This is a genomic window from Streptomyces sp. NPDC030814, from assembly GCF_055572155.1.
Map to the genome: position 1 here is coordinate 99,946 of NZ_JBVIDX010000011.1, position 26,046 is coordinate 125,991.

At 73.0% G+C, this 26,046-nt stretch carries 18 protein-coding genes; 11 read left to right on the forward strand and 7 right to left on the reverse strand.

Going from position 1 to position 26,046, the window contains the following annotated elements:
- Positions 1 to 403: 403 nt before the first annotated feature.
- The gene (locus ACZ43N_RS23510; RefSeq protein WP_468100080.1) at positions 404 to 820 is read left to right on the forward strand and encodes a cobalamin B12-binding domain-containing protein; all 417 of its coding nucleotides are present in this window, start codon (positions 404 to 406) and stop codon (positions 818 to 820) included.
- A gap of 176 nt (positions 821 to 996) precedes the next feature.
- Here the strand turns inward: ACZ43N_RS23510 and ACZ43N_RS23515 are convergent, their stop codons facing one another.
- Positions 997 to 2,625, reverse strand: a complete 1,629-nt coding sequence (locus ACZ43N_RS23515) for a DUF5691 domain-containing protein (protein WP_468100082.1) — start codon at positions 2,623 to 2,625, stop codon at positions 997 to 999.
- Between the two features lie 82 nt (positions 2,626 to 2,707).
- Positions 2,708 to 4,066 carry an SWIM zinc finger family protein gene (locus tag ACZ43N_RS23520; RefSeq protein ID WP_468100084.1) on the reverse strand — a complete coding sequence of 453 codons (1,359 nt, stop codon included), beginning with the start codon at positions 4,064 to 4,066 and terminating at the stop codon, positions 2,708 to 2,710.
- A gap of 133 nt (positions 4,067 to 4,199) precedes the next feature.
- Here ACZ43N_RS23520 and ACZ43N_RS23525 point away from each other — a divergent pair, with 133 nt between their 5' ends.
- The 7 genes from ACZ43N_RS23525 (at position 4,200) to sucD (ending at position 15,751) form a co-directional block, all read left to right on the forward strand.
- The gene (locus ACZ43N_RS23525; RefSeq protein WP_468100085.1) at positions 4,200 to 5,381 is read left to right on the forward strand and encodes an ATP-binding protein; all 1,182 of its coding nucleotides are present in this window, start codon (positions 4,200 to 4,202) and stop codon (positions 5,379 to 5,381) included.
- Complete coding sequence (locus tag ACZ43N_RS23530) at positions 5,378 to 7,891, forward strand: DUF5682 family protein (RefSeq protein WP_468100087.1); 2,514 nt, start codon at positions 5,378 to 5,380, stop codon at positions 7,889 to 7,891. The genes ACZ43N_RS23525 and ACZ43N_RS23530 overlap by 4 nt, the downstream gene beginning before the upstream one ends.
- Positions 7,892 to 8,045: 154 nt before the next feature.
- On the forward strand, positions 8,046 to 9,248 hold the full coding sequence (locus ACZ43N_RS23535; protein WP_468100089.1) for a vWA domain-containing protein: 1,203 nt from the start codon (positions 8,046 to 8,048) through the stop codon (positions 9,246 to 9,248).
- Between the two features lie 295 nt (positions 9,249 to 9,543).
- Positions 9,544 to 10,704: a hypothetical protein gene (locus ACZ43N_RS23540; RefSeq protein ID WP_468100091.1), complete on the forward strand. Its 1,161-nt coding sequence runs from the start codon at positions 9,544 to 9,546 to the stop codon at positions 10,702 to 10,704.
- Positions 10,705 to 10,965: 261 nt separating this feature from the next.
- Positions 10,966 to 13,119: a hypothetical protein gene (locus ACZ43N_RS23545; RefSeq protein WP_468100093.1), complete on the forward strand. Its 2,154-nt coding sequence runs from the start codon at positions 10,966 to 10,968 to the stop codon at positions 13,117 to 13,119.
- A gap of 549 nt (positions 13,120 to 13,668) precedes the next feature.
- Positions 13,669 to 14,847: an ADP-forming succinate--CoA ligase subunit beta gene (sucC, locus tag ACZ43N_RS23550; RefSeq protein WP_468100095.1), complete on the forward strand. Its 1,179-nt coding sequence runs from the start codon at positions 13,669 to 13,671 to the stop codon at positions 14,845 to 14,847.
- 19 nt (positions 14,848 to 14,866) lie between these two features.
- Entirely contained in the window at positions 14,867 to 15,751 is an 885-nt protein-coding gene (gene sucD / locus ACZ43N_RS23555; protein WP_055542035.1) for a succinate--CoA ligase subunit alpha, read from the forward strand.
- A 142-nt stretch (positions 15,752 to 15,893) separates the two neighbouring features.
- On the opposite strand, the gene ACZ43N_RS23560 is transcribed toward sucD, so the two are convergent.
- A complete protein-coding gene (locus ACZ43N_RS23560; protein WP_468100097.1) occupies positions 15,894 to 16,907 on the reverse strand; it encodes an RNA polymerase sigma factor in 1,014 nt (337 codons plus the stop codon).
- 162 nt (positions 16,908 to 17,069) lie between these two features.
- Here ACZ43N_RS23560 and ACZ43N_RS23565 point away from each other — a divergent pair, with 162 nt between their 5' ends.
- On the forward strand, positions 17,070 to 19,070 hold the full coding sequence (locus ACZ43N_RS23565; protein ID WP_468100099.1) for a cell division protein PerM: 2,001 nt from the start codon (positions 17,070 to 17,072) through the stop codon (positions 19,068 to 19,070).
- Positions 19,071 to 19,169: 99 nt separating this feature from the next.
- On the opposite strand, the gene ACZ43N_RS23570 is transcribed toward ACZ43N_RS23565, so the two are convergent.
- Positions 19,170 to 20,015, reverse strand: a complete 846-nt coding sequence (locus tag ACZ43N_RS23570; protein WP_468100101.1) for a hypothetical protein — start codon at positions 20,013 to 20,015, stop codon at positions 19,170 to 19,172.
- Between the two features lie 461 nt (positions 20,016 to 20,476).
- Between ACZ43N_RS23570 and purN the strand changes: the two genes are divergently transcribed.
- Complete coding sequence (gene purN / locus ACZ43N_RS23575; protein WP_390947956.1) at positions 20,477 to 21,106, forward strand: phosphoribosylglycinamide formyltransferase; 630 nt, start codon at positions 20,477 to 20,479, stop codon at positions 21,104 to 21,106.
- A complete protein-coding gene (gene purH, locus ACZ43N_RS23580) occupies positions 21,103 to 22,686 on the forward strand; it encodes a bifunctional phosphoribosylaminoimidazolecarboxamide formyltransferase/IMP cyclohydrolase (protein ID WP_468100102.1) in 1,584 nt (527 codons plus the stop codon). Before purN ends, purH begins: the two co-directional genes overlap by 4 nt.
- Positions 22,687 to 22,812: 126 nt before the next feature.
- Here the strand turns inward: purH and ACZ43N_RS23585 are convergent, their stop codons facing one another.
- From ACZ43N_RS23585 to ACZ43N_RS23595, 3 genes are all read right to left on the reverse strand, one after another.
- The gene (locus ACZ43N_RS23585) at positions 22,813 to 23,424 is read right to left on the reverse strand and encodes a M23 family metallopeptidase (RefSeq protein ID WP_468100103.1); all 612 of its coding nucleotides are present in this window, start codon (positions 23,422 to 23,424) and stop codon (positions 22,813 to 22,815) included.
- Between the two features lie 136 nt (positions 23,425 to 23,560).
- The gene (locus ACZ43N_RS23590; RefSeq protein WP_468100105.1) at positions 23,561 to 24,937 is read right to left on the reverse strand and encodes a protein kinase domain-containing protein; all 1,377 of its coding nucleotides are present in this window, start codon (positions 24,935 to 24,937) and stop codon (positions 23,561 to 23,563) included.
- Positions 24,934 to 25,671 carry an FHA domain-containing protein gene (locus tag ACZ43N_RS23595; protein WP_468100107.1) on the reverse strand — a complete coding sequence of 246 codons (738 nt, stop codon included), beginning with the start codon at positions 25,669 to 25,671 and terminating at the stop codon, positions 24,934 to 24,936. Before ACZ43N_RS23595 ends, ACZ43N_RS23590 begins: the two co-directional genes overlap by 4 nt.
- Between the last annotated feature and the right edge of the window lie 375 nt (positions 25,672 to 26,046).

Here is a 26,046-nt window from a genome sequence, read left to right on the forward strand (position 1 = left end):
CCCGTGAACGGCGAGGGTGGTGCGGCGCCTTGCTGACGGCCCTCCTGTGCGCCTGCTCCCGTTCGTGACGTGCGCGGCGCGGGGGCTGAGGTGCCCGGCGGTTGTCGTGGCACCTCGATCCCTGCGACGCGTGAGCCGCGAGATCCGGGAACAGTGCGCGGTGAATGTGTCCCACCGTGTGATTTCCCCCTCGGTCTGCACCGTGAAACTGCCGGTTGCGGGATGCTGGGGATAACGTTCGTTCACTTCCCCGGTATGTGGTGCGGGTGGCTGTTCTGCGGGACTGATGACATGCGGGCATGCCCGGTGCGGCGGGTAGTGATATGTGCGGTTTTCGCGGTACGTGCAGTATTGGCGGCCGTGCTCTGTTACGGATGGGTGTAGTCGTTTCATGGAGGCAGTGATGGGTGTGGCAGCCGGTCCGATCCGCGTGGTGGTGGCCAAGCCGGGACTCGACGGCCACGATCGCGGGGCCAAGGTGATCGCGCGGGCGCTGCGCGACGCCGGTATGGAGGTCATCTACACCGGTCTCCACCAGACGCCGGAGCAGATCGTCGACACCGCGATCCAGGAGGACGCCGACGCGATCGGGCTCTCCATTCTCTCGGGCGCCCACAACACGCTCTTCGCGGCCGTCATCGAATTGCTCAAGGAGCGTGACGCCGAGGACATCCTCGTCTTCGGCGGCGGCATCATCCCCGAGGCCGACATCGCGCCTCTCAAGGAGAAGGGGGTCGCTGAGATCTTCACGCCCGGGGCGACGACGGCGTCGATCGTGGACTGGGTGCGGGCGAACGTGCGGCAGCCGGCGGGCGCGTAGCCGTCCCTGCGGGGGCCAGGGCAGGTCTCCCTGCGCCCCTGAAGCCCTGAAGGGAGGGCCTGCGGGCCCCTTCAGGGAAAAGCGTGGGGCGCAGCCCCCGCTTTTTCAGGGGGGCGGGGAACCGCGCGAGAAACCACACCCCACCCGCACCCGCCAACGCACGCCGCTGCCCCGAGCTATGAGGCGCTGGGCGTGTCCGGCGACGCCAACTCCGCTCGCATCGTCGCGCGCAGCCGCAACGTCGTCGCCAGTCGCTGGAACGCCTCGGCCCAGTAGCCCCCGGCGCCGGGCGCCGCGTCCTCCGGTTCGTCCGTGGCCGCGGTGAGCGGTTCGAGTCGGGCGGCCTCGTCGGGGTCCAGGCATCGCTCGGCCAGGCCCATCACCCCGCTGAAGCTCCAGGGGTAACTCCCGGCCTCCCGTGCGATGTCGAGGGCGTCCACCACGGCGCGGCCCAGCGGCGGCGCCCACGGGACGTCGCACACGCCGAGCAGTTGGAACGCCTCCGACAGGCCGTGCGTGCCGATGAACCCGGCCACCCACTCGGCCCGCTCGCCGGCGTCCAACGTCGCCAGCAGCTTCGCCCGCTCGGCGAGCGACACGGCCCCCGGCCCGCCCGCCTCGGGAGTGGCGGGCGGCCCCAACAGGGCCCGTGACCAGCCGGCTTCGCGCTGGCGCACCGCCGCCCGGCACCAGGCGCCGTGCAGTTCCGCCTGCCAGTCGTCCGCGACCGGCAGGGCCACGATCTCCTCCGGTGTACGGCCGCCGAGCCGTGCCGACCAGGCGTCGAGCGGTGCCGCCTCCACCAGCTGGCCCAGCCACCAGGACCGTTCCCCCCGGCCGGTCGGTGCCTTGGGCTGGATGCCGTCGCGTTCCATGGCCGGGTCGCACTCGTGCGGTGCCTCGACCACGATCGTGGGCGTGTCGCCCGTGCGGTCCAGGGCCACGCACGCGGTCGCCCGGCGCGCCATCCGGCCGGCCAGAGCCGAGGTGGGCAGCGCCGACAGCAACTCGGCCGCTGTGGCCCGCACATTGCGGCTACGGTCGGCCAACGCCCCCTCCAGGAAGGGTTCGTCCGCCGCTTCGAGCCCCGTCCGCAGAGAGTCGAGGAACATCAGCCGGTCCTCGGCCCGTTCCGTCGACCAGGTCGCGGCCAGCAACTCCCGTGCGGTCGCCGCGTCCTGGGTCCGCAGGGCGGTGAGCAGCGCCACGCGTTCGGCGAACAAGCCCTCCTGCCAGAGGCGTTGCACACGCTCCCGTTCGTCCGGGCCGGGCAGCGTCGAACCGCCGCCCGGCGCGGCCCGCAGCGCGAAACGCCAGTCCGTGTTCAGCCTGGCCAGCCACAACGCACGCGTGCCCGCGAAGGTCAGGGCCGCGGTCCGCAGATCAGTACGGCCGCGCGCCGCGTCCAGCAGCGCGGGCAGCGTCTCCGGCGGCGCCGCGTACCCGTGCGCGTTGGCCAGTGCCAGCCACTGGGGCAGCAGCTCCATCAGGTCAGGCGCCGCCCCCCGGCGGCCGGCTCCCGTACCGGGCCGGTCCGTCAGGAGCGTCGCCAGTCGGCGTGCCGCGGCCGGCGGCAGCGGGGGCCGCCCGTCCGGCGCGGCGGGCTGCGGTCGGGCCGCCGCCCGCACCGCGCGCAGCCCCGCCCTGCGCCGAACGGTCTCCACCGCGGCCGCGTCCAGCAGGGCCACGGGTGCCGCACGATCCGACGCCGGCACCGGGGGCGTACGGCGGTCCGTCCCGAGGAGTGCCGAGGTGACGAGTTCCTCCCAGGCGGGCCCCACCGGGGCGGCTGACGTGCTGGTCATGAGGGTTCCTTCCGTGCGGGGACGGCCTGGTGGGCGGGTCCGGTCGGTCGGCCGGGGCGAGGGCGCTCGGTGTCGCGGTCCCTCAGCACAGGGCCACCGCCTGTCGCGACGGCCCCTCCGCCCATGCCGTCAGCGGGCTGAAGCCGCGGTGGCCGCACTCGCCGAAGACGGTGACGGGGGCGCCACCGGAGAGGGCGACGAGGCGCCACAGGCCGGGGCGTGCGCGGGCGGACGGAGTGATGGGCAGCGCCAGGTCGGTGTCCGGGTCCGTCAACTGCCAGGAGTCGCCGTCCGGGGTGGGGATGACGCGGGTGAGCGTGACCGGGTACGAGTCGAGCCACGGGTCGTCGCGCAGGGCCTCGCCGTAACGGGCCGCCGCCTCGGCCGGAGTCACTCCGGCAGGCCGTATGTCCGCCGGTGCGGGCGCCGTGAACCGCTGGCCCAGCGCCGCTCGGAGCTGCCCGCCGCCCGGGTACGCCGACACCTCCGCCTCGAACGCCAGGCCCACCGGAAGCGACAGCTCGGGCGCGCGGCCGGCGGCCCCGTAGGACAGGAGCAGAGCCGTACGGCCCGACTCGGCGCCGTGAAGCCAGATACGGCGCGTGGTGAGGCGGGAGTCGGACGTGTCGTACTGGGCGAGGGCCAGCCAGCTGTCGCGGACCGGTGGGCCATCGGCGGAGCCCGGCAGGCCGACGCGGGAGCGGACCGTCGCCGCCAGACCCTCCGGGAGGCTGTCGCGGCGCAGCCAGCCCTGGTCGAGAAGGTGGAGGAGGGCGCACTCCTCCAGGAGCCGGACCGGCCACCCTGCGCCCGATCCCGGTATGGCGCCCAGCTCCCGGACCCGAGCGGCGAGTCCGGGAGCCTGCGCGTCGACCATACGGGCGGCCGTCTCCTCCCACAGGCCGTACCCCGCCTGCTCCGCGGCGGCGAGGCCGCCGCGGAGCAGGTCGGTCAGGCGCTGTTCGAGCTCGGTCGCGCCCGCGGTGATGCGCTCGGCGCGTCGCTCGGCCCGGCGACGCGCCGCCTCGGGGTCAGCGGACGTGGCCCCAGATGCCGCGCCCGTCCTCGTCGTCCTCTCCGCTGCGCGCCTGCGGCGGCCTTCCAGCCACTGCTCCGCCCAGTCCGGCGCCTGCCCAGGCGGCACCGCACCGGCGTCGCCCGCCCAGAGCAGCAACAGCCCCAGTGCGTGCTTGCACGGGAACTTGCGGCTCGGACAACTGCACTTGTACGCGGGCCCGGATGAGTCCGCGACGTCGACCACAGTCTGATACGGCTTGCTGCCACTGCCTTTGCACAGTCCCCACACCGTCCCCTCGTCCGAAGTGCCCGCCTGCGACCACGGTCCGGCCGCGGCGAGTTTGCTTCCGGCTTTGCGCGAGGCTGCGTCAGGTGCCAGTGCCAGCACCTGCTCAGCCGTCCAGCGCACCCCCTGCTGAGTCATGTTTCGAAGGTAGATCCCACCACTGACAATTGGCTTGCGCCAACGGATTTCCGCAGGTCAGACTGGATTGTCAGTGGCGTGGTGCAGTGTGGTCAGCAGATCCGAACCGGCCGAGCTGGAGGGGGACTCAGCCATGCCTGCGTCCGTAGAAACGACCACTGTCGACCCGAGCCGCAACCAGTCCGCGCCCGCGAACACGCACACGGATGCGCGTGTTGAGCGTGCGCCCGCCGGCGGCGAGGAACTGCGCCCGCACGCCGAGCACGCGTTCGCCCACGAACTGGCCGCGCTCGCCGCCCAGGACGACCGTCCCCGCCCGGTCCGCTGGAAGCTGTCGCCGTGGGCGGTCGCCACGTATCTGCTCGGCGGGACGCTCCCGGACGGCACGGTGATCACACCGAAGTACGTCGGCCCGCGCCGCATCGTCGAGGTCGCCGTCACCACCCTCGCCACCGACCGCGCCCTGCTGCTGCTCGGTGTGCCCGGCACCGCCAAGACCTGGGTCTCCGAGCACCTCGCGGCGGCCGTCAGCGGCGACTCGACCCTGCTCGTGCAGGGCACGGCCGGCACCCCGGAGGAGGCGATCCGCTACGGCTGGAACTACGCGCAGCTGCTCGCCCACGGCCCGAGCCGCGACGCCCTCGTGCCCAGCCCCGTCATGCGCGCCATGTCCGAGGGCATGACCGCCCGTGTCGAGGAGCTGACGCGCATCCCGGCCGACGTCCAGGACACCCTGATCACGATCCTGTCCGAGAAGACCCTGCCCATCCCGGAGCTGGGGCAGGAAGTGCAGGCCGTCCGCGGCTTCAACCTCATCGCCACGGCCAACGACCGCGACCGCGGGGTCAACGACCTGTCGAGCGCCCTGCGCCGCCGCTTCAACACGGTCGTGCTGCCGCTGCCGGAGAGCGCCGACGCGGAGGTCGAGATCGTCTCGCGACGCGTCGACCAGATCGGCCGCTCCCTCGACCTGCCGACCGCGCCCGACGGCATCGACGAGATCCGCCGTGTCGTCACCGTCTTCCGCGAGCTGCGCGACGGCGTCACCGCGGACGGCCGTACGAAACTGAAGTCGCCCAGCGGCACACTCTCCACCGCCGAGGCGATCTCCGTCGTCACCAACGGGCTGGCGCTCGCCGCCCACTTCGGTGACGGCGTCCTGCGCCCCTCCGACGTGGCCGCGGGCATCCTCGGCGCCGTCGTCCGTGATCCGGCCGCCGACCGCGTCATCTGGCAGGAGTACCTGGAAGCGGTCGTGCGTGAGCGCGACGGCTGGACCGACTTCTACCGCGCCTGCCGCGAGGTGAGCGCGTGACGGCCCAGCAGGAGCGCCGGGAGAGCGCGCGGCGGCCCGGCGCCGGGCCACTGCTCCTCGGCGTACGGCACCACGGGCCCGGCTCGGCGCGGGCGGTGCGGGCCGCGCTGGAGGCGGCCCGGCCCCGGGTCGTGCTGATCGAGGGCCCACCGGAAGCGGACGCCTTGATCCCGCTGGCTGCCGACGAGGACATGCGGCCCCCGGTCGCTCTCCTCGCCCACGCGGTCGACGAGCCCGGCCGGTCCGCTTTCTGGCCGTTCGCCGAGTTCTCCCCCGAGTGGGTGGCCATCCGCTGGGCCCTGGAGCAAGCGGTCCCCGCCCGCTTCATCGACCTCCCGGCGACGCACACCCTGGCCTGGGGCAGGGACGACGCTGCGGCCGCCGAGCCGCACGGACCGACCTCGGCGGCGGAGGGCCCGGCAGCGGGGGCGGAGGCGCCGCCTCAGGGAGCGCAGGGGAAGACCGTCCCGGACGGGGCCGACGAGCGGTCCGGGGGAGGCGGTGGTGAACCGGTCGAGGGGAACGCCGGGGACGACGGCCCGGCATCCGGCGGAGACACGGTTCGGGTCGATCCTCTGGCCGCGCTCGCGGAGGCCGCCGGCTACGACGACCCGGAGCGTTGGTGGGAGGACGTCGTCGAGCACCGGGGCACGGGCGGGAACGCGTTCGCACCGTTCGCCGTGCTGGAGGAGGCCATGGGCGCGCTGCGGGAGGTGTACGGGACCGGGGACCACGACCGAGACCCGGTGCGCGAGGCGTACATGCGCTTGCAGGTGCGGGCCGCGCAGAAGGAGTTCGGGGACGACGAAGTCGCCGTGGTGTGCGGGGCCTGGCATGTGCCGGCGCTGCGGGAGAAGCGGACGATCGCCGCCGACCGGGCCCTGCTGAAGGGGCTGCCCAAGGTCAAGACCGACATGACCTGGGTGCCCTGGACCCACCGGAGGCTGGCCCGGGCCAGCGGCTACGGCGCGGGTATCGACTCACCGGGCTGGTACGGGCATCTGTTCGGCGCGCCCGACCGTCCCGTGGCGCGATGGCTGACCAAGGTGGCCGGCCTGCTGCGTGAGGAGGACCGCATCGTGTCCTCCGCGCATGTCATCGAGGCGGTACGGCTGGCCGAGACGCTGGCCGCGATGCGCGGCCGCCCCCTTCCCGGCCTCACCGAGACCACCGACGCCGTACGGGCCGTGATGTGCGAGGGCTCCGACGTGCCGCTGTCCTTGGTGCACGACCGGCTGGTGGTCGGGGACGTACTGGGCGAGGTGCCCGCGGCGGCGCCGGCCGTTCCGTTGCAGCGGGACCTGGCGCGGCTCCAGCGGCGGCTGCGCCTCAGGCCGGAGGCGCTGGAACGGGAGCTGGAGCTCGACCTGCGCAAGGAGAACGACGCGGAGCGCAGCCGTCTCCTGCACCGGCTGCGGCTGCTCGGCATCGAGTGGGGCGAGCCCGCGGTGTCGCGGAGCAGCACGGGGACGTTCCGGGAGACCTGGCGGCTGCGCTGGGAGCCGGAGCTCGCGGTGCGGGTCGCCGAGGCCGGGGTGTGGGGGACCACGGTGCTCGCGGCGGCGACCGCGAAGGCCGAGGCGGACGCCTTCTCCGCCCAGTCGCTCGCCGACATCACCGCACTCGCCGAGCACTGTCTGCTGGCCGAACTGACCGACGCGCTGCCCCTGGTGATGCGGGTTCTCGCCGACCGCGCCGCCCTCGACACCGACGTCGCCCATCTCGCCCAGGCGCTCCCGGCCCTGGTCAGGTCCCTGCGCTACGGCGACGTCCGCGCCACCGACACCCGGGCGCTGTCGGAGGTCGCCGCCGGGCTCGCCGAGCGGATCTTCGTCGGGCTGCCGCCGGCCTGTGCCGCGCTCGACGCGGAGGCGGCACAGGAGATGCGCCGCCATGTGGACGCGGTGCACGCAGCGGTGGGTCTGCTGGGTGAGGCCGTCGGCGCCGGGCACGGTGACCTGCCCGACCGCTGGCACTCCGTGCTGCGGGTGCTCTCCGGGCGGGACACCGTGCCGGGTGTCATCCGAGGCCGGGCCGTACGAATCCTCCTGGACGACGGGGAGTTGGGGCAGGACGAGGCGGCCCGGCTCATGGGGCTCGTGCTGTCGCCGGGCACGGCGCCGCCCGACGCGGCTTCCTGGATCGAGGGGTTCGTCGGCGGCGGCTCGGGCGGCGGGATGCTGCTGGTCCACGACGAACGGCTCCTCGGACTGGTGGACGCCTGGCTGACCGGGGTGCCGGGGGACGCGTTCACGGACGTACTGCCGTTGCTGCGACGGACGTTCTCCGCGTACGAGCCGGGGGTGCGCAGGACGCTCGGCGAACTGGTGCGGCGCGGACCCGGGCGGGGGAGCGCGGCAGCGGTCGGCGGTTCCGGCGCACCGGGCTTCGCGGACGAGCTCGACAGCGAGCGCGCGGACGCGGTGCTGCCGGTGGTGCGGCTGCTGCTCGGCCTGGACGAGGACCGGGCGCACATCGATGACAACGAGCTTGCGGGGGTGGCGGGATGACGACGAACGGACTGAGGGAGACAGGGCGGGTCGCCGAAACGGTGGCCGCCGGGGACGCGCACGGCCACGCGCCGGGGAACCGGTCGGGTGACAGGCCGACGACGACTGTGCCGGTGATGCCGCTCTGGGCCCGCCCTCGTACGGGGGTGCGCGGATGACGACGAAGGGGATCGCGGACGGGGCGAAGGGGGCCATGGAGGGCCCGCGCGGGGACGCGGCCGACGAGCGGTTGCGGCGCTGGCGGATGGTGCTCGGCGGGGACTCGGCCGACGGCACCGGGTGTGCGCTCGGCGGACGGGACGCGGCGATGGACCAGGCGCTGACCGCGCTGTACGGCAAGGGGGACAAGCCACAGGCCGGGAGGGACCGTTCGGCCGGACTCGGGGCGTCGGCGCCGTCGGTGGCGCGGTGGCTCGGGGACATCCGGACGTACTTCCCCTCCTCCGTCGTCCAGGTCATGCAGCGCGACGCCATCGACCGGCTGGGGCTCTCCACGCTGCTGCTGGAGCCGGAGATGCTGGAGGCGGTGGAGCCCGACGTCCATCTCGTCGGCACCCTTCTCTCGCTCAGCAAGGCCATGCCGGAGACGACGAAGGAGACCGCACGGGCCGTCGTGCGCAAGGTCGTCGAGGACCTGGAGAAGCGGCTCGCGACCCGCACCCGGGCCACTCTCACCGGTGCCCTCGACCGCAGTGCCCGAGTCACCCGGCCCCGCCATCACGACATCGACTGGAACCGCACGATCGCGGCCAACCTGAAGAACTATCTGCCCGAGTACCGCACGGTGGTGCCGGAGCGGCTGATCGGGTACGGCCGGGCCTCGCAGTCGGTGAAGAAGGAAGTCATCCTCTGCATCGACCAGTCGGGGTCGATGGCGGCGTCGGTCGTCTACGCGTCCGTGTTCGGGGCGGTGCTCGCGTCGATGCGGTCCATCAGCACCCGTCTCGTCGTCTTCGACACGGCGGTCGTCGACCTCACCGACCAGCTCGACGACCCCGTCGACGTCCTCTTCGGCACCCAGCTCGGCGGCGGCACGGACATCAACAGGGCACTCGCGTACTGCCAGTCGCAGATCACCCGGCCCGCCGAGACGGTGGTCGTGCTGATCAGCGACCTCTACGAGGGCGGGATACGCAACGAGATGCTGAAGCGGGTGGCGGCGATGAAGGCGTCGGGGGTGCAGTTCGTGACGCTGCTCGCGCTCTCCGACGAAGGGGCGCCCGCGTACGACCGCGAGCACGCGGCGGCCCTCTCCGCCCTCGGCGCACCGGCGTTCGCCTGTACGCCCGACCTCTTCCCCGAGGTGATGGCGGCGGCGATCGAGAAGCGGCCGTTGCCGATACCGGACAGCGCCTGAGGGGCCCCGACCACAGTGAGCCACGGCGGGCGCGGGGCGCTGGGTGCGAGTGCGGGTTGGGCATGGCGCGGTGGAGCCGCCCAAGGGGGGCGGTGTGACCCGCGCGAGGAACCGGACAGGGGAGGTCGAAAAGCGGACATGACACCGCATCGGCGACGTGGGGCTTGCGCGACGGCGGGCGGTCCGTGCGAGGATCGGCAGCGCTTCACGGCCTTCACACGGGTGTTCGCATCTTCGCCCCGTACTCCGTGCCCCCTACTCCGTAGTTCCGCCGCACGGGAGGAACCTCCTCGTTTTGACTCCAGCAGCCGCACTTCCCGGTGCCGGTGCCGCCCTGCGCGCGTTGCGCGGGGCCACCGGGCGCCGTGTGGTGCGACTCCTGCTGGTGGTGGGCGGGTTGTTCGTCCTCGGGATCCTCTGCGGGGGACGCGCGAACGCGGCGGAAGTCGCGACGACGTCGACCGCGGTCGCCACGAGCGCCGTGGACACCCGCCCTGGTGACATGCGGCCCGGGTACCTGGGCCCCGTTGGTCCGGTGGGCGCCCTCACCGACTCGGTCGCCGAAGTCACCGGCGTGGTCGATGACGTGGTGTCGCCGGCCGGCGAACAGATCACCGAGCCGGTGAAGCGGGACGCGGTGCGGCCTGTCACCCGGGATGTCGTGCGGCCCGTGACGCAGCACGTCGTACGGCCGGTCACCCAGGACGCCGTACATCCGGTCACCCAGGACGTCGTACGGCCGGTGACGGACGAAGCCCTGCGGCCGGTCGCCGACGGGATTCTGCGGCCGGTGTCCGAAGACGCGCTGAGGCCGGTCACCCAGGATGTCCTGCGGCCGGTCACCGAAGACGTCCTGAGGCCAGTCGTCGAGGGCGTGTTGCGGCCGGTCGGTGATGTCGTGGAGCCGGTGACCGATGGGCTGGAGGACGCGCCGTCGTTCCCGCCAGGGCCTCAGATGCCGTCGTGGCCTGGGGGCTCCGGTCTTCCGCAGCTGCCGGAACTGCCTGAGCTGCCCGGGGTCCCGGAGTGGCCCGCGTTGCCCGGGGAGACGTCGCCCGTCGACGTGACGCCTCGGGAACCGGGCGCGGCGCGGCCGGAGGAGGCCGACCGGGGCGTGGACGGTGGCCGTGAGCGGCGCGTCGGTCCGGCTCCCGCCGTCCATGGGCCGTTCGCCGGGCACGGTGACATGGCAGCCGTGGCGGTGCCCCGCCGTGACGCCGGGGCAGGGGACGCGCATGTCGGGCGGACGCCCGGACCGCAGGGCCCCGGCGGTGTACCCACGGGTGCCCTCGGCGGCCACTCCGCGGCCGACAACGGCGGGCCGCGCCACGCCGAACCCCATGCCGTCACTTCTCTTCACCGGGCGCCGCTGAGCCTCGCGCCCGGCGCCACCGCGGCCGATACCGCGGACGGGACCCGGGACCGGCACCGGGACATCCCCGAGTTCCCCGGGTAGGGCAGTCCGTCCTCCCCCGCCGCACTCGTCGAGCGGGGGCGCGACAGATCCGCCCTCCGTCCGGAACGCCCCTCCCCTTCCCGGAGGACCGGACGAAACCCCTCGGAATCGGTACCGCGACCCCGTCGTAGCGACGGAGGCGACGACGCCGGTGCGCAGCCGCCGGTCCCCACGCACGGGACCACAGACAAAGCGGCGGCACCGGTCACGGTTCCCCACCCGGTTCCCACGACTCGGATTCCCGAAGGAACTGACGTACGCATGAACAAGAACATTCGCCGCTCCATCGTCATAGCCGCCGGTGTCACCGGCGCGTGGGCGCTCGGGTCCACCGCCGCCAGTGCGGACGAGCTGCCCGCGTCGACGGTCACCGTGCCCGACGTGAGCGTGGACACCGCCGACACGGATGCCGCAGGCACGGTCGCCGACACGCTGGGCACGGTCACCGGCACGGTGGACGGCGCCCTCTCCGAGGTCACCGGCACTGCCTCGGACGTCACCCCGTCCGACGAGGTCAGCGGCGCGGCCGGGAAGGTCGCCGACACCACGGCCGGGCTGACGTCCGACAGGGCCGGCGACACGGTGGGAGCCGTCACCGGCGACGCCTCCACCAAGGTCAGGAAGGCCGCCACCCCGCCTGCCAAGGACGCCGACCAGGCTCGCCGCTATGTCGACGGCAAGCTCCCGCGGACCGCCGAGAAGGTCACCGGCAGGGCCGCCGCGACCATGGAGTCCACGGCCGGCAGCACACGGGCGACCGCCGCCGACCTCCAGAGCCCCGGCGACGAGATCGACTACCTCTTCGGCCCGCTGGCCGCCTTCGCCCCGGAACTGGAGGAGGCGCTCGCCGCCGCCCAGACCCGGCTCCACGGCGCCAGCACCGGCGCCCGTGGCATGGCACGGCAGAAGGCGCAGGCCGTGACCACCGGTGCGGACCGCACGGCGACCGCCGCCCGCACCGCGGCCCACGGCACCGCCGACGGCGCCCGGACCCGCCTCACCACGTGGACCGGCGAGGCCCAGTCGCAGGTCACGGCCGCCGCGACCGCCGCCCGGTCCGGGGTCGCCGCGGTTCCGGCCCACATCACGGGCAGGGCCGGGGACGTCCGTACGACGGTCGTCGGAGCGGTCGGCACCGCCACCGGCACCGTGAACGGCGTCGTGGCGCATGCCCGCGGCACCGCCACCGGCACGGTCGAGGGCCTCCCCGGCGCTGTTACCCACACGGTCACCCCGGTCGTCGACGAGACCGGCACCGCCGCACTGCCCCCGGTCGTCGGCACCGCCGTCGACGGTATGACCCCGATGGCGGGCCACGCCGCCGGTGACACCACGACGCTGACCGGCACGACCACCACCCACACCACCGCCGTGGCGCACGGCGCTGTCGCCGGCGCCGCGAACATGGCGCAGGGCGCTGTCGCCGGTACCACCGCCGTGGCGCAGGGCGCTCTCGCCGAGACCGCCGCTCTCTCCGATCAGGCGTGGACCGGCGGTCACACGCTTGGCCACGGGGTCGCCGGGGACGCGTCCGCGCTCGCCGGGCACGTCGTGGCCGACGTGCCGCCGTGCGCCTCCGGCGTCGCCGCCCACGCCGTCGACGGCACGACCGACGCGGTGCTTCCGCCGGTCGCGGGCACCGCCGTGGACGCGGTGCTGCCTGTCACCGGACAGGCGATCGGCGATGCGACCGGGGTGGTGTACGGCGTCGCCGCGGATGTGACGCCATTCGCGCACGGCGCGGTCGCGGGGGCCGGTCAGCTGGCCACGGGCCTGGTCGGGGGGCAGATCGCGCCCTTCACGGAGCAGCTGGTCGGGGACAACGTGGCCACCTTCGCGCAGGAGCAGGTCACCGACGGCGCGGCGGTCTTCGCCGGTCAGCTGGTCACGGAGGACGCGGTGCCGTTCGCGGGGCAGCTGGTCACGGGGGACGCGCGGCCGTTCGTGGGCGGCACGGTGGACGCCGTGCAGCCGTTCGCGGACGGCACGGTCGGTGCCGTGCAGCCGGTCGCGGACGCGGTCGTCGGTTATGTCCGGCCCGTGGCCGACGGTGTCGGCGGGAGCACGACCGGCCTGGCGGGCGGTGTGGCAGGCGACGCGGCGCCCTTCGCCTACGGCGCGGCGGGCGACGTCGCCCCCTTCGCGCACGGCGTCGCCGGTGACGCGGCGCCCTTCGCGTACGGGGTGAGCGGGGCCGTGGCGCCCTTCGCCCACGGCGTGGCGTGCGACGTCGCCCCCTTCGCACACGGCGTGGCGGGCGAGGCCGGCCCGTTCGCCGGGCAGGTCGCCCCGTTCGCGCAGGACCTCACCGGGACCGTCCGCACGACCGGCCCCCGGCTGGCCGGCAACGCCGTCACCGGCGTCGAGGCCGGCGCCGACTCGGTCACGCCGGGCTATGTCCCACGCGGTGTCTGACCGGGCCTGCACGCGGCGCCCGGCGGTGCCTCGGCCCGGGCGGCGTCCGACTGGGCCACGTCCCGCACGGTGTCCGATCAGGACGGCCGGGTGAGGACGGCCGGTCCGCAGTACTCCCCTCCGTCGGTGGAAACCCGGACGGCCGAAAGCCGTCGGTTGGATCGGGTGGAAGCCGACGGAGGGCGGCGGGTGGTCCTCAATGGGGAGACGACCACCCGCCCGGGGCCCTTCCGAGTCAGGCGGGGAAGGGCTTGCAGAGGGCCTCACCGGGCGCACCCCAGCCCGGTGAGGCACCGCAATCCCGCGCACATGCGGCTCACTTCCGGCACGCCGTGCCAGTGAGCGCGGCATCATGTGACAGGTATCACCGCTCAGGTGTGACGCGCGATTTAGAGGGCTCCCGGAAGCAGAGATAACCTGCGAGACGGACATGCCGCGCGCTCGGACACCGTGTGCGCCTCCCTTGTGACTCTCGGCGGACGTCACGTTGCCCTTCGCGGCACGCCCACGCATCCAACGAACCGCGATCACTGATAGGGACGGAAGCGCGTGGACCTGTTCGAGTACCAGGCGAGGGACCTCTTCGCCAAGCACGGTGTACCGGTGCTGGCCGGTGAAGTCATCGACACGCCTGAGGCGGCGCGCGAGATCACCGAGCGGCTGGGCGGCAAGTCGGTCGTCAAGGCTCAGGTGAAGGTCGGTGGTCGAGGCAAGGCCGGCGGTGTGAAGCTCGCCGCCACCCCGGACGAGGCCGTCGCCCGTTCGACGGACATCCTCGGCATGGACATCAAGGGCCACACGGTCCACAAGGTCATGATCGCCGAGACCGCTCCGGAGATCGTCGAGGAGTACTACGTCTCCTTCCTCCTCGACCGCACCAACCGCACCTTCCTCTCCATCGCCTCCGTCGAGGGCGGCATGGAGATCGAGGAGGTGGCGGCCACCCGCCCCGAGGCCGTCGCCAAGACCCCCATCGACGCAAACGAGGGTGTGACCCCCGAGGTCGCCCGCCGGATCGTCGCGGACGCGAAGTTCCCGGCCGAGGTCGCCGACAAGGTCGCCGACATCCTCGTCACCCTGTGGAAGACCTTCGTCGCCGAGGACGCGCTCCTCGTCGAGGTCAACCCGCTGGCGAAGGTCGCCTCCGGTGACGTCCTCGCCCTCGACGGCAAGGTGTCCCTGGACGAGAACGCCGAGTTCCGCCAGCCCTCGCACGAGGAGCTCCAGGACAAGGCCTCGGCGAACCCGCTGGAGGCCGCCGCCAAGGAGAAGGGCCTCAACTACGTCAAGCTCGACGGCGAGGTCGGCATCATCGGCAACGGCGCGGGTCTCGTCATGAGCACCCTGGACGTCGTCGCGTACGCCGGTGAGGCGCACGGTGGCGTCAAGCCCGCCAACTTCCTCGACATCGGCGGTGGCGCCTCCGCCGCCGTCATGGCGAACGGCCTGGAGATCATCCTCGGCGACCCGGACGTCAAGTCCGTCTTCGTCAACGTCTTCGGCGGCATCACCGCGTGCGACGAGGTCGCCAACGGCATCGTGCAGGCGCTGCAGCTGCTGAAGGACAGGGGCGAGGAAGTCACCAAGCCCCTCGTGGTCCGCCTCGACGGCAACAACGCCGAGCTGGGTCGCAAGATCCTCTCCGACGCCAACCACCCGCTGGTCCAGCGCGTGGACACCATGGACGGCGCGGCCGACAAGGCCGCCGAGCTCGCGGCTGCGAAGTAAGGGACGAGGACACACAGCCATGGCTATCTTCCTCAACAAGGACAGCAAGGTCATCGTCCAGGGCATGACCGGTGCCACGGGCATGAAGCACACCAAGCTCATGCTGGCCGACGGCACGAACATCGTCGGTGGCGTGAACCCCCGCAAGGCGGGCACGAGCGTCGACGTCGACGGCACCGAGATCCCGGTCTTCGGCACCGTCGCCGAGGCGATCGAGAAGACGGGCGCGAACGTGTCCGTCCTCTTCGTGCCGCCGGCCTTCGCCAAGGCCGCCGTCGTCGAGGCCATCGACGCGGAGATCCCCCTCGCGGTCGTCATCACCGAGGGCATCGCGGTGCACGACTCCGCCGCGTTCTACGCGTACGCCGTCGAGAAGGGCAACAAGACCCGCATCATCGGTCCGAACTGCCCCGGCCTGATCACCCCCGGCCAGTCGAACGCCGGCATCATCCCCGGTGACATCACCAAGCCGGGCCGTATCGGTCTCGTGTCGAAGTCCGGCACGCTGACGTACCAGATGATGTACGAGCTCCGTGACATCGGCTTCTCGTCGGCCGTCGGCATCGGTGGCGACCCGGTCATCGGCACCACCCACATCGACGCGCTCGCCGCGTTCGAGGCCGACCCCGACACCGACCTCATCGTGATGATCGGTGAGATCGGTGGCGACGCCGAGGAGCGTGCCGCCGACTTCATCAAGGCGAACGTGAAGAAGCCGGTCGTCGGCTACGTCGCGGGCTTCACCGCGCCCGAGGGCAAGACCATGGGCCACGCCGGCGCCATCGTCTCCGGTTCCTCCGGTACGGCCGCCGCGAAGAAGGAGGCCCTCGAGGCCGCCGGCGTCAAGGTCGGCAAGACCCCGACCGAGACGGCGAAGCTGGCTCGGGAGATCCTGGGCGGCTGAGCCCACGGACCTCCGGCGGGGCTGAACCGTCGGGCGGGCCCGTACCCCCGGTGGGGGGTGCGGGCCCGCCCGCGTTTGCCCCGGCCGGCTCCGGTCGCGCGGTGCGGGCGGTTACCTGGCCGCCGGCGGCTCCGCCGCGGGTTCATCCGGCTTCCGGACGCAGTCGCTCGGGCCCCGCGGCCGCCGCTGCTCCCAGCCTGGCCCGCAGTTTCAGTTGCGCGTCGGAGAGGGGCCCGGGGACCGGCTTCGGGGGGACTCCGCGGACGGGGGCGCCCGGAGGGACCGGGGGTTCGTAGTGGTCGGGGGCCGTGCGGAGGGTCAGGGCGATGGTGGTGAGGAGCATGCCGGCGAAGACGACGGCGGCATGGACCCAGCGCTGGGCGCGCAGATCGGCCCTGGTGCGCAGGACGATCGGCCTCGTGGACCGGGGGCGGACGTCTGCCGACAGCTCGGTCAGGAGCTGATGCAGCTCCTCGGACGTCGCCGTTACCGGAAGGCACGCGGCGACGGCCGCGCGTGCGTGCTCCACACGTCCCGCCGTCGCCAGGGTGCTCGCCTCCGTCTCGGCGGCCGTCTCCGGCAGGTTCAGGCCCACGTCGTCGTAGAGGACCAGGGCGCGGCGGTACGGGGGTGGCAGTTTCTGCAGTTCGGCGAGCAGAGCGGCACAGGTCGGATCCGCCGGTGCCGGCTCCGGGTCGCGGAACCGGGCAAGGAGGCGGTGGCACAGTCGGTGCCAGGGCGAGAGGGCGCAGTCGTGGGCCATCGCCCGCACCCACCCGGCCGGATCCCGGTCGACGGCCACCTCCGGCCAACACTGCCAGGCCAGCTGGAAGGCACGCTCGACCGCGTCGCGGGCCTGCCGACGGCTCCCGGTGAGCAGATACGCCTGCCGTACGAGGGCGGGGGCGCAGTAGCCGTAGAGGGCGTCGAACGCCTGAGTGGGTGTCAGTGGCGGGGGCGCCAGCGCCGGATCGGCGGCGGCTTCGGTGTCCGTGCGGTCGGGCTGCTCGTACCACTCGACCTCGGCCTCGCCCTGCGCCCCGGCCTCGCCCTGCTCTTCGGCAGTGGCCGGTGCCTCGGTGTCGGCCCCGCCCGCACCCGTGGCATCACCTGCGGCGTCGCCCTTGGCGTCGGTCGGAGCCCCGGCCTGGGTCATCGGTGGCCCGCGCGTGGTGCGGAATCCTGTGGCGAACCCTGCCGGGCCGCTCTCCGCTGCCTTTGATGGACCGTTCTGCGTACAAAAAAGCACATAAACATATATTGAGCGACACGTGCGTGAATCACCTGTTACACGAGTGAAGCGCGTGTCGTTGGCAGCATGGCGGACGTGACGCAAGCGACCGATCCGACCGACCCGCCCGCGCCGGACCGACCCACCAGGCACGGCCGGTCGGCGCAGACCCCAGCCTCCCCGGCCGGCACGTCGTCGCTGTCCGCGCTGTCGCCCTCGCTCCGCCGGACCCGCCGCCGGCCATCCACACTGTTCTCCGGGATGCTGGGCGGAATCCTGGCGGCGGGGCTCGGTCTCGGCGCGTTCGCGGCGCTGGTGATGATGCTGTGGATCAGCTCGCCGTACTCGGACAGCGGGCCGGGCGGGGCGTTGCGCGTGGCGGCGGCACTGTGGCTGCTGTCCCACGGTGTGGAACTGATCCGTATGGAGACCCTCTCGGGCGCCCCCGCCCCCGTCGGAATCTTCCCCCTGCTGCTGCTCGTTCTGCCGCTGGTCCTGCTGTACCGCTCCGCTCGCGACCAAGCGGGGGACGGCCTCTGGACGAGCACGCGTACGAGATGGGCCGGACTCGTCGCGGGCTACACGGCCGTCGGCGGGGCGGCCACGTGGTACGCCTCGGGTGGTGCGCTGCGGCCCTCGTGGCCGTGGGCGGCGGTGTGCCTACCGACGCTGGCGGCGCTCACGGCGGGTACGGGGATGTGGGCGGCGTACGGGCGCCCCCGGCTGCCCCTGCCCGCCACCCTCGGCGGCACGCTGGCGACGGAGGGGCGGCGGCAGGCACTGACCGCCGCTGGACGGGCCGCCTGCGCGGGCACGCTGGTGCTGGTCGGTGGTGGGGCGCTGCTGGCGGCGGTGTCCCTGGTGGGGCACGGTGACGCGGTCCGTGCCTCGTTCCCGCAGCTCACCGAGGGATGGCCGGGGCGGTTCGCCGTACTCATGCTCTGTGTGGCCCTGGTGCCCAACGCGGCGGTGTGGGCGGCGGCCTATGCGCTGGGCCCCGGCTTCGTCCTGGGCGCCGGGTACGCCGTAGGGCCTCTGGTGCCGACGGCGACGGCCACCGCCACTGCGTCTCCGCTGCCTCCGTTTCCGCTGCTCGCGGCGGTGCCCACGGGGGGCGGTGCGCCGGTGATCTGGGCGGTGGGGGTGGTGCCGCTGGCCGCAGGGATGACCGTGGGGTGGTTCACGGGCGCGCGGGCCGCGGCCGACCGCGCTGTCCCGTGGTCCGTGCGCCGTAGCGCCGCCGCGACACTTGTCGCCGCCTGTCTGTGCGCCGCGGCCGTCGCCCTGCTCACCCTCCTCGCGAGCGGCCCCCTCGGAGTCGCCGCGCTCGCCCACTTCGGCCCCACCTGGTGGCAGACCGGCGGAGCGGCCGGCGGCTGGGTGGCCACCGTCGCCCTGCCCGTCGCCCTCACCTCGCGCTGGTGGCGCGCCCGAGGACGTGAGACGGACACGGACACCCGGACCACCGGGGAGCGGACCCGCCCGGGAGGTGGCCTGTTCCGGCGCAAGAGGGCCACGGTCGAAGGGGAGGCGCCCGGGAAGGAGTCGGGCGGAAGGGAGTCGGGCGGAGTGGGCCGAAAGTGGGGGACGGCCGTTGCGGAGACACTTCGCAAGCGGCGGGGGACGAGGCATGGATTGCTTTCGCGAAAGCCGAAGGCGGTCGTACCCCGCCCGGCGTCCGAGAAGGCGGTGCCCGCCGCGTCTCCGCATGACGTGGAGGAGGCGCCGGACGCCGAGGCGCCGGGTGAGCGCTTCCTCGATCTGTCCTTCGCCGCCATGATGTCCACGGCCGAGACCCCTGAGGGCCGGCCCCTGCCCGAGGGCCCGGCGGCGGACGGCACCCCGGCCACGATTCACCCGGACCGGCTTCTCACGGACGCCCCCTCCGCCGTCCCACCGTCACCGGAGCCGAGCCCCTCAGCGGGCCCGCGGCCACGGCGGCTCCGAGCGGGGGCTCGCCGTCTGTCCTCGTGGTTCGCCGAGCCGCGATTCTCCAGGCCGGCACGGCCTCCGGTCGCCGAGCCGTCGCAGTCCCCTCTCGGCCCCGACGAAACGGCGAGCGCGAAGGAACCCGGCCAGGCCCCTTGACCCCGGCGCCATCGGCGCGCGGCGGCGCACCGCACCGTGTCGCGCCCCGAACGCACCCACCCCGCTCGCGTCGGAGCTTGCCCCGCCGCCCGCTGCTCCCTACTGCGCGCTGCCCAGCATCTCCCGCACCGGGCCCTCCGGGAGGAGTTCCTTGCAGGACTTCTCGGAGGCCGTGGTGAGGGCGTCGTTGACGCAGGTGTAGTAGTCCCGGTAGACGAACTGGGTCGTGAAGGTGGCGATGACGACGGTGAGAGCCAGGGAGCCGGTCACGAGCCCGCTGATGGCCGCCGTCCGCTGGGGACGGCCGGTCACCTCGGGGCGGGCCGGCGCGTCGGGGTCCGGCGTCCGCGGCTTGGCGCGCAGCGCACTGATCGCCCAGTACAGGGCCAGCGAGCCGAGCAGCAGCGCCACGTACGGCCAGGCGAAGAGCGCGAAGAAGAAGGCCCACATCCCGGAGAGCAGCGCGTACCGTGCGCGACGCTGGGAGGGGTCGGTGGGGTCCCAGCGCATTCCGGCGCCCGGACCGCCCTCGGGGCCCTGCCCCGGACCGCCGGGACCGTCCGGACCCTGCCCACCGGGACGCTCACCGAAGTGTCCGCCGCTGGAGCGGCCGGGCTGCCGGTCGCTCCACTGACTGCCCCACGGCGAATGACCACCCCCGCCGTGACCGCCTCCGTGACCGCCTCCGTGGTCACCGTCGGAGCCCTGACCGCCCGCGGGGCGCCGAGGCTGCCACGGCCGATCGGGTGCCCCCTCCGGCGGTGGCGCGAACGGATTGTCCTCGCTGGAACCCGGGGCACCCGCGGACCCCGAGGAACCGGCGGACCCCGACGCCCCCGGCTGCCCGGGCCGCTCGGCGGCGTCCTCGCTCTCGCGCGGAGGCGTGGGAGAGGAGCTCCGCTCGCGCAGCAGGAGCGAAGGAAGGCGGAGGCTGCGGTCCGGCATCAGGAGTGCGTCTTCCCCTTGGTGGATACGGCGGCGGTTACGGTGGTTGCTACCGCGATGGACACGGTGGTGAACAGGTCGGTGTCGACGGTGTCGACGGCGTCGGCTGAACACGGTGCTGAGCGTGCTGGGTGCGGCGGTGGACTCGGCTGGTACGGCATGAGCTGTCACTTCGTGAACGCCCCGCACACCGACCGCGTTCCCGACCGCCTTCCCGGGCCCGCTCCTCGCAGACGCTACCTTCCGGCCACGCCCCCGTCCCACGGGGGCCGCCGGGTGTGCCGGTATCGTTGCTGACGGTCGGCCGGTTCGTAGACTTCCCCGTATCGCGGGACGTAAAGCATTCGTATGAATGTACAAGTACGGCCCGGCGGACCGGATCGCTCCGCACGACCGTGGGGCGACCCCCCAGGAACCCGTGCGCACCCGCACGGGACCAGAACCGCAGAAAGGGTCCCACCGTGGCCGCCAAGCCCGTGGCCAAGCGCCTCGTCGTGCTGGTATCCGGATCCGGCACCAACCTCCAGGCGCTGCTCGACGCCATCGCCGAGACCGGCGTCGAGGCCTACGGCGCCGAGATCGTGGCCGTCGGGGCCGACCGCGGCGGCATCGAGGGGCTCGCCCGGGCCGAGCGCGCCGGGCTGCCGACGTTCGTCTGCCGGGTCAAGGACCACGGCACCCGCGAGGAGTGGGACGCGGCGCTCGCCGAGGCCGTCGCCGCGTACGAGCCCGACCTGGTCGTCTCCGCAGGGTTCATGAAGATCGTGGGCAAGGAGTTCCTCGCCCGGTTCGGCGGACGGTTCGTCAACACCCACCCCGCCCTCCTGCCCAGTTTTCCCGGAGCCCACGGTGTGCGTGACGCGCTCGCGTACGGCGCCAAGGTCACCGGCTGCACCGTCCACTTCGTCGACGACGGCGTCGACACCGGACCGATCATCGCGCAGGGCGTGGTGGAGGTCCGGGACGAGGACGACGAGAGCGCTCTGCACGAGCGCATCAAGGAAGTCGAGCGAAGGCTGCTCGTCGATGTCGTGGGGCGGCTCGCCCGCAACGGCTATCGCATTGAGGGACGAAAGGTAGTAATCCAGTGACCGCCGACAGCACTGTCACGGCCGAGAGCGGCAGGCGGGCCATCCGTCGCGCGCTCGTCAGCGTCTACGACAAGACCGGGCTCGAGGAGCTCGCCCGTGGCCTGCACGAGGCGGGCGTGGAGCTCGTCTCCACCGGGTCGACCGCCGGGCGCATCGCCGCCGCAGGCGTCCCCGTCACCAAGGTCGAGGAGCTGACCGGCTTCCCCGAGTGCCTGGACGGCCGGGTCAAGACGCTGCACCCCAAGGTGCACGCGGGAATCCTCGCCGACCTCCGTCTGGAGGACCACCGGCGTCAGCTCGCCGAGCTGGGCGTGGAGCCGTTCGACCTGGTCGTCGTGAACCTCTACCCGTTCCGTGAGACCGTCGCCTCGGGCGCCACCCCGGACGAGTGCGTGGAACAGATCGACATCGGCGGCCCGTCGATGGTGCGCGCGGCGGCCAAGAACCACCCGTCGGTCGCGGTGGTCACCAGCCCGGCCCGGTACGCGGACGTCCTGACGGCCGTCAAGGACGGCGGCTTCGACCTCGCCGCCCGCAAGCGGCTGGCCGCCGAGGCGTTCCGCCACACCGCCGAGTACGACATCGCCGTCTCCTCCTGGTTCGCCTCGGCCTACGCGCCCGCCGACGACTCGCCGTTCCCCGAGTTCATCGCAGCCGCCCTGGAGCGCAAGAGCACCCTGCGCTACGGCGAGAACCCGCACCAGCCCGCGGCCCTCTACGTCGACGGCACGGGCACCGGTCTCGCCGAGGCCGAGCAGCTGCACGGCAAGGAGATGTCGTACAACAACTACACGGACACGGACGCCGCCCGCCGTGCCGCGTACGACCACGACGAGCCCTGCGTCGCGATCATCAAGCACGCCAACCCCTGTGGCATCGCGATCGGCGCGGACGTCGCCGAGGCGCACCGCAAGGCGCACGCCTGCGACCCGCTGTCCGCGTTCGGCGGGGTCATCGCCGTCAACCGGCCGGTGAGCAAGGAGATGGCCGAGCAGGTCGCCGAGATCTTCACCGAGGTCATCGTCGCGCCGGACTACGAGGAGGGTGCTCTCGACGCCCTCGCCAAGAAGAAGAACATCCGGGTGCTGAAGGCCCCGGCCGCGCCCTCCCACCCCGCCGAGGTCAAGCCCATCGACGGCGGTGCCCTCCTCCAGGTGACGGACCGGCTCCAGGCCGACGGCGACGACCCGGCGAACTGGACGCTCGCGACCGGTGAGGCCCTCTCCGCCGACGAGCTGGCCGAGCTGGCCTTCGCGTGGCGGGCCTGCCGCGCCGTCAAGTCCAACGCGATCCTCCTGGCCAAGGACGGCGCCTCGGTCGGCGTCGGCATGGGCCAGGTCAACCGCGTGGACTCCGCGAAGCTCGCCGTCGAGCGGGCCGGCGCCGAGCGGGCGCAGGGCTCGTACGCCGCCTCCGACGCCTTCTTCCCGTTCCCGGACGGGCTGGAGATCCTCACCGCGGCCGGCGTCAAGGCCGTCGTGCAGCCCGGCGGTTCGGTCCGCGACGAACTGGTCGTCGAGGCCGCCCGGAAGGCGGGCGTCACCATGTACTTCACGGGGACGCGGCACTTCTTCCACTGACACACCTGACCGCCGGTCGTAGGCGGGGTCGGCCCACGGCGGACACGGCCGAAACGGCGGACAGGGCGAGGGGCGCGCCGCTCGATGCGGCGCGCCCCCTGTCGTTCCGTCAGCGGGACCCGGGGGTCAGCAGTTCTTGCTGACGACGCCCGTCCACTGTTTGTTGTGCCCCGTGTACAGCTTGCCGTTGAAGTGCACCGGCTTGCGGTCCTTCTGACCGGGGACGCCGCTCTTCTTGTAGCGCTGCTCGTAGTGCAGATGGGCCCAGCTGCCGCCGTTGCTGCCGGTGGAGCCGATCCGGCCGATCTGGGTCTTCGCGCCGACCTTCTGGTTCACCTTGACGTACTTGGTGGGCTTGTCCTGGAGGTGGTAGTACGCCGTGTACCAGCCGCCGCCGTGATTGATGATGATCATGTTGCCGGCGCCCTTGTCGTAGTACGCCCTGACCACGGTGCCCTTGAGGCCGGGGTAGACCGGCCTGCCGTCGGAGCCGGGGTTGCCGTTCACCACGATGTCGATGGCCGGGTTGTGGCCCCAGGTGTTGAGCTGCCACTTGGTGTTGCACTTGAGCGGCATCTGGAACTTGGGCTTGGCCGCTGCGGCCGCGGCGGACTCGGCGCCGGCGGACTGACCGGCGTACGACGTCCCGGCGCCGAGTCCCGCGCCCAGGGCCAGTGCCAGTGCGGTGGCGCCGATCGCGACGGTCGCCCTGCGGCGGGCGGGCATGCGTGTGCGCATGGAATGCTCCCCGTTTCTTCCCCGTTGGCGGGAGCGGATCCGATGCCCGCTTCCCGCGTCTCTTTGCGAACGCGTCCAGCATGGGTCGTCGGCCGGGGGCGTGGTACCTCGGAACTCATAGGGTGCCCACGTCTGTTCAGCAGGAGGCCACCCATTCGTGGGAGCGGATGAGGAGACCGTCACCGGAGAAGTCGGCCTTCTCGTTGAGGGAGACGCAGCCCACAGGCCCCTTCTTGTCGGCCTCGCGGTACATCCGGACGGCGGTGGCGGGGTCCCCGGCGTAGCCGTTGTTGAAGACCGACCTGGGTCTGGTGTCCGTCGCCCAGTCGCAGACGATGTTCCCGCTGAGCCAGTCGACGTCGTAGTAGAACCAGGAGCAGATCTCGCCCCTGCCGCCCGGCTTCGAGAAGAAGCAGACGTCGCCCTTGTCGCAGCGGTCGTATCCCTGCGGCGCGGGTTCGCGCAGCGCCAGCAGGCCGGCTGTGACCAGGGAGACCGCGGCCACCGCGGCCAGCCCGCCGAGCAGGGCCGGATGAGGGCCTTGGCGCGGTCGCAGGCGGGGCAGGCGCGGGGAGCGGGCGGCTCCGGCGGCGGGCTCGACGCGGCGGAGCAGCGACTGCGCGGTGTGGGCGGCACGGGTCTCGTGCGTGGGAGCGAGGCAGTCGGCCACGATCTGCCGCCAGCACTCCGGCAGTTGGTGCGAGAGCCGCAGCTCCTCACGGCCCTTGGCGTAGCGGAGGACAGCGTCGCGACGCGCGGCCTGGTTCGCGCCCGCGAAAGGCAGACTGCCGGTCAGCACCAGGTGGGCGAGGACACCGAACGCCCAGATGTCGGCGGTGGGGCGGGTGCGGTGACCGCGTTCGCCGACCTCCGCCCACAACAGCTCGGGCGGGGTGTGGTCGACGGTGGTGAACGCGGGCGCGTAAGCGTGGGTGCCCTGCAGTTCTGCGGCCAGGTTGAAGTCGGCGAGCCGGACCGAACCGTCCCTCATCAGGAGCACGTTGGCCGGTTTGAGGTCGCCGTGGATCCAGCCCGCGTGATGGAGGTGGGCCAGCCCCTCGCAGATCTGGGCGAGCATCGACGGGCCGCCGGGGACGGCCACCGCCCGGTCCGGCCGCACCGGACGGCGCTCCCCGACCCGGTCGATCAGCTGGTCGAGGGAGCCCTCGGCGCGTTCCAGCACGAGGACGGTGGCGCCGTCGAGCAGCGGCTGCGACGGGTCGTCAACGGTCAGTGTCTCGTACATGCGGATGAGCCTCGGGCGCCGGAGCCGGCGCAGCAACTCGGTCTCCCGTTCGGCGAGTTCCTGGAGGTGGCGCAGCTGGCGCGGGGTGCGGGTGCCGGTGGGCAGGAACTTCAGGGCGGCCTCGGCGGGCAGGTCCCCGGCGGGCTCGGCGCGCCGGGCGGCGTACACGGTGCCGAAGCTCCCGGAGGCGATGGGCTCGCGCACCTCCCAGACGCCGACGCGATACCCCTTCGGCACCGGAACGGCGTGCGTGGTCCGCCCGCTCACCGCGCGGCCCTCTCCCACAGCAGCTCCAGGTCTTCCTCCCGGACGAGGTCGAAGCGCAGCGCCAGGGCGACCAGACGGTCCTTCTTGCCGTTGAGGCGCGGTCCGCCGGCCGGCGTCGCGTCGGGCACCGGTTTCAGGCGCAGCTTCACCGCGAGGTAGTCGATGTTCCACTGCACCGAGGTCCGGGAGACCGTCGGCCAGGCCGGCCGCAGCGCCTGAACCAGCTCGTCGGCGGTGGGCAGCGGTGCGTGCGGTTCGTCGCGCAGCCGCGGCGCGCACAGGGCGACCAGAACCTGGAAGTACCGCTTACCGCGGTCGAGCGGGAACGCGCACTCGGTGGGCGCGCCGTGCCGTGGGCCGGTGCGGTCCACGTATTCGTGGCGCGGCGCCCACACCTCGAAGGTCAGCAGCTCGCTCCCCGCGGGCAGGACCACCCGGGAGAACTCGAACGGGACCGGGGCGTCGAGCCGTCCCGGTGCCACCTTGACGTGCTCGCCCGCGCCCTCCGGGTTCTCGACGACATACGTCTGGCCGCGACTGAGGTTGCTGAGCTTCCAGTAGGCGCCGGCCGCAGTGATCTCACCGGCCTCGCGGGACACGCCGTCGTGGTCGATGGTGAGGTGGGGGCCGTGCGGCCGTGGTGTGCGACCGAAGGACAGGGACTCGCAGGGCCCGAGACGTACGTGGTCGGCCGGGCCGGTGCTGTGCGCAGGTACGACGATGATGCTGTGCATGGCGGTTGCCTCCCCCGACGGAAACAGACCACAGGGTAAGGAGAGGTCCGGAAGCCACTCATGGGCGCGCAAAAGTGGAGTGTCCTGTGCGAATGGGGCATCTCGGGCACACCAGGGCCTTCATTCCGCCTCCACGGCGCGGCCCATGTGCCGGGGCCGACGTCGCGGTCGATCTTCAGCCACTGCTGCACCGCGTGAGTGCTCCGTGTCCTCCGCGCCAAGGGAGGAGGAGAGTGGAGAAACCGGGCACGGCGGACGGGCGGGCAGACAGGAAGGCGCCCAAGGCCACGAGGTCCAGGGCCGTTCCCCGAGGTGAGGGCGAGACACGCCGTACGCCGCCTCCGCCCGCCGGTGGGCGGAAGCTGGCGCACGCCA

Coding starts and splice junctions, on each gene's coding strand:
- ACZ43N_RS23510 (WP_468100080.1), top strand. CDS start 404: ATGGGTGTGGCAGCCGGTCCGATCCGCGTGGTGGTGGCCAAGCCGGGA.
- ACZ43N_RS23515 (WP_468100082.1), bottom strand. CDS start 2,625: ATGACCAGCACGTCAGCCGCCCCGGTGGGGCCCGCCTGGGAGGAACTC.
- ACZ43N_RS23520 (WP_468100084.1), bottom strand. CDS start 4,066: ATGACTCAGCAGGGGGTGCGCTGGACGGCTGAGCAGGTGCTGGCACTG.
- ACZ43N_RS23525 (WP_468100085.1), top strand. CDS start 4,200: ATGCCTGCGTCCGTAGAAACGACCACTGTCGACCCGAGCCGCAACCAG.
- ACZ43N_RS23535 (WP_468100089.1), top strand. CDS start 8,046: ATGACGACGAAGGGGATCGCGGACGGGGCGAAGGGGGCCATGGAGGGC.
- ACZ43N_RS23545 (WP_468100093.1), top strand. CDS start 10,966: ATGAACAAGAACATTCGCCGCTCCATCGTCATAGCCGCCGGTGTCACC.
- sucD (WP_055542035.1), top strand. CDS start 14,867: ATGGCTATCTTCCTCAACAAGGACAGCAAGGTCATCGTCCAGGGCATG.
- ACZ43N_RS23560 (WP_468100097.1), bottom strand. CDS start 16,907: ATGACCCAGGCCGGGGCTCCGACCGACGCCAAGGGCGACGCCGCAGGT.
- ACZ43N_RS23565 (WP_468100099.1), top strand. CDS start 17,070: ATGGCGGACGTGACGCAAGCGACCGATCCGACCGACCCGCCCGCGCCG.
- ACZ43N_RS23570 (WP_468100101.1), bottom strand. CDS start 20,015: ATGCCGGACCGCAGCCTCCGCCTTCCTTCGCTCCTGCTGCGCGAGCGG.
- ACZ43N_RS23585 (WP_468100103.1), bottom strand. CDS start 23,424: ATGCGCACACGCATGCCCGCCCGCCGCAGGGCGACCGTCGCGATCGGC.
- ACZ43N_RS23595 (WP_468100107.1), bottom strand. CDS start 25,671: ATGCACAGCATCATCGTCGTACCTGCGCACAGCACCGGCCCGGCCGAC.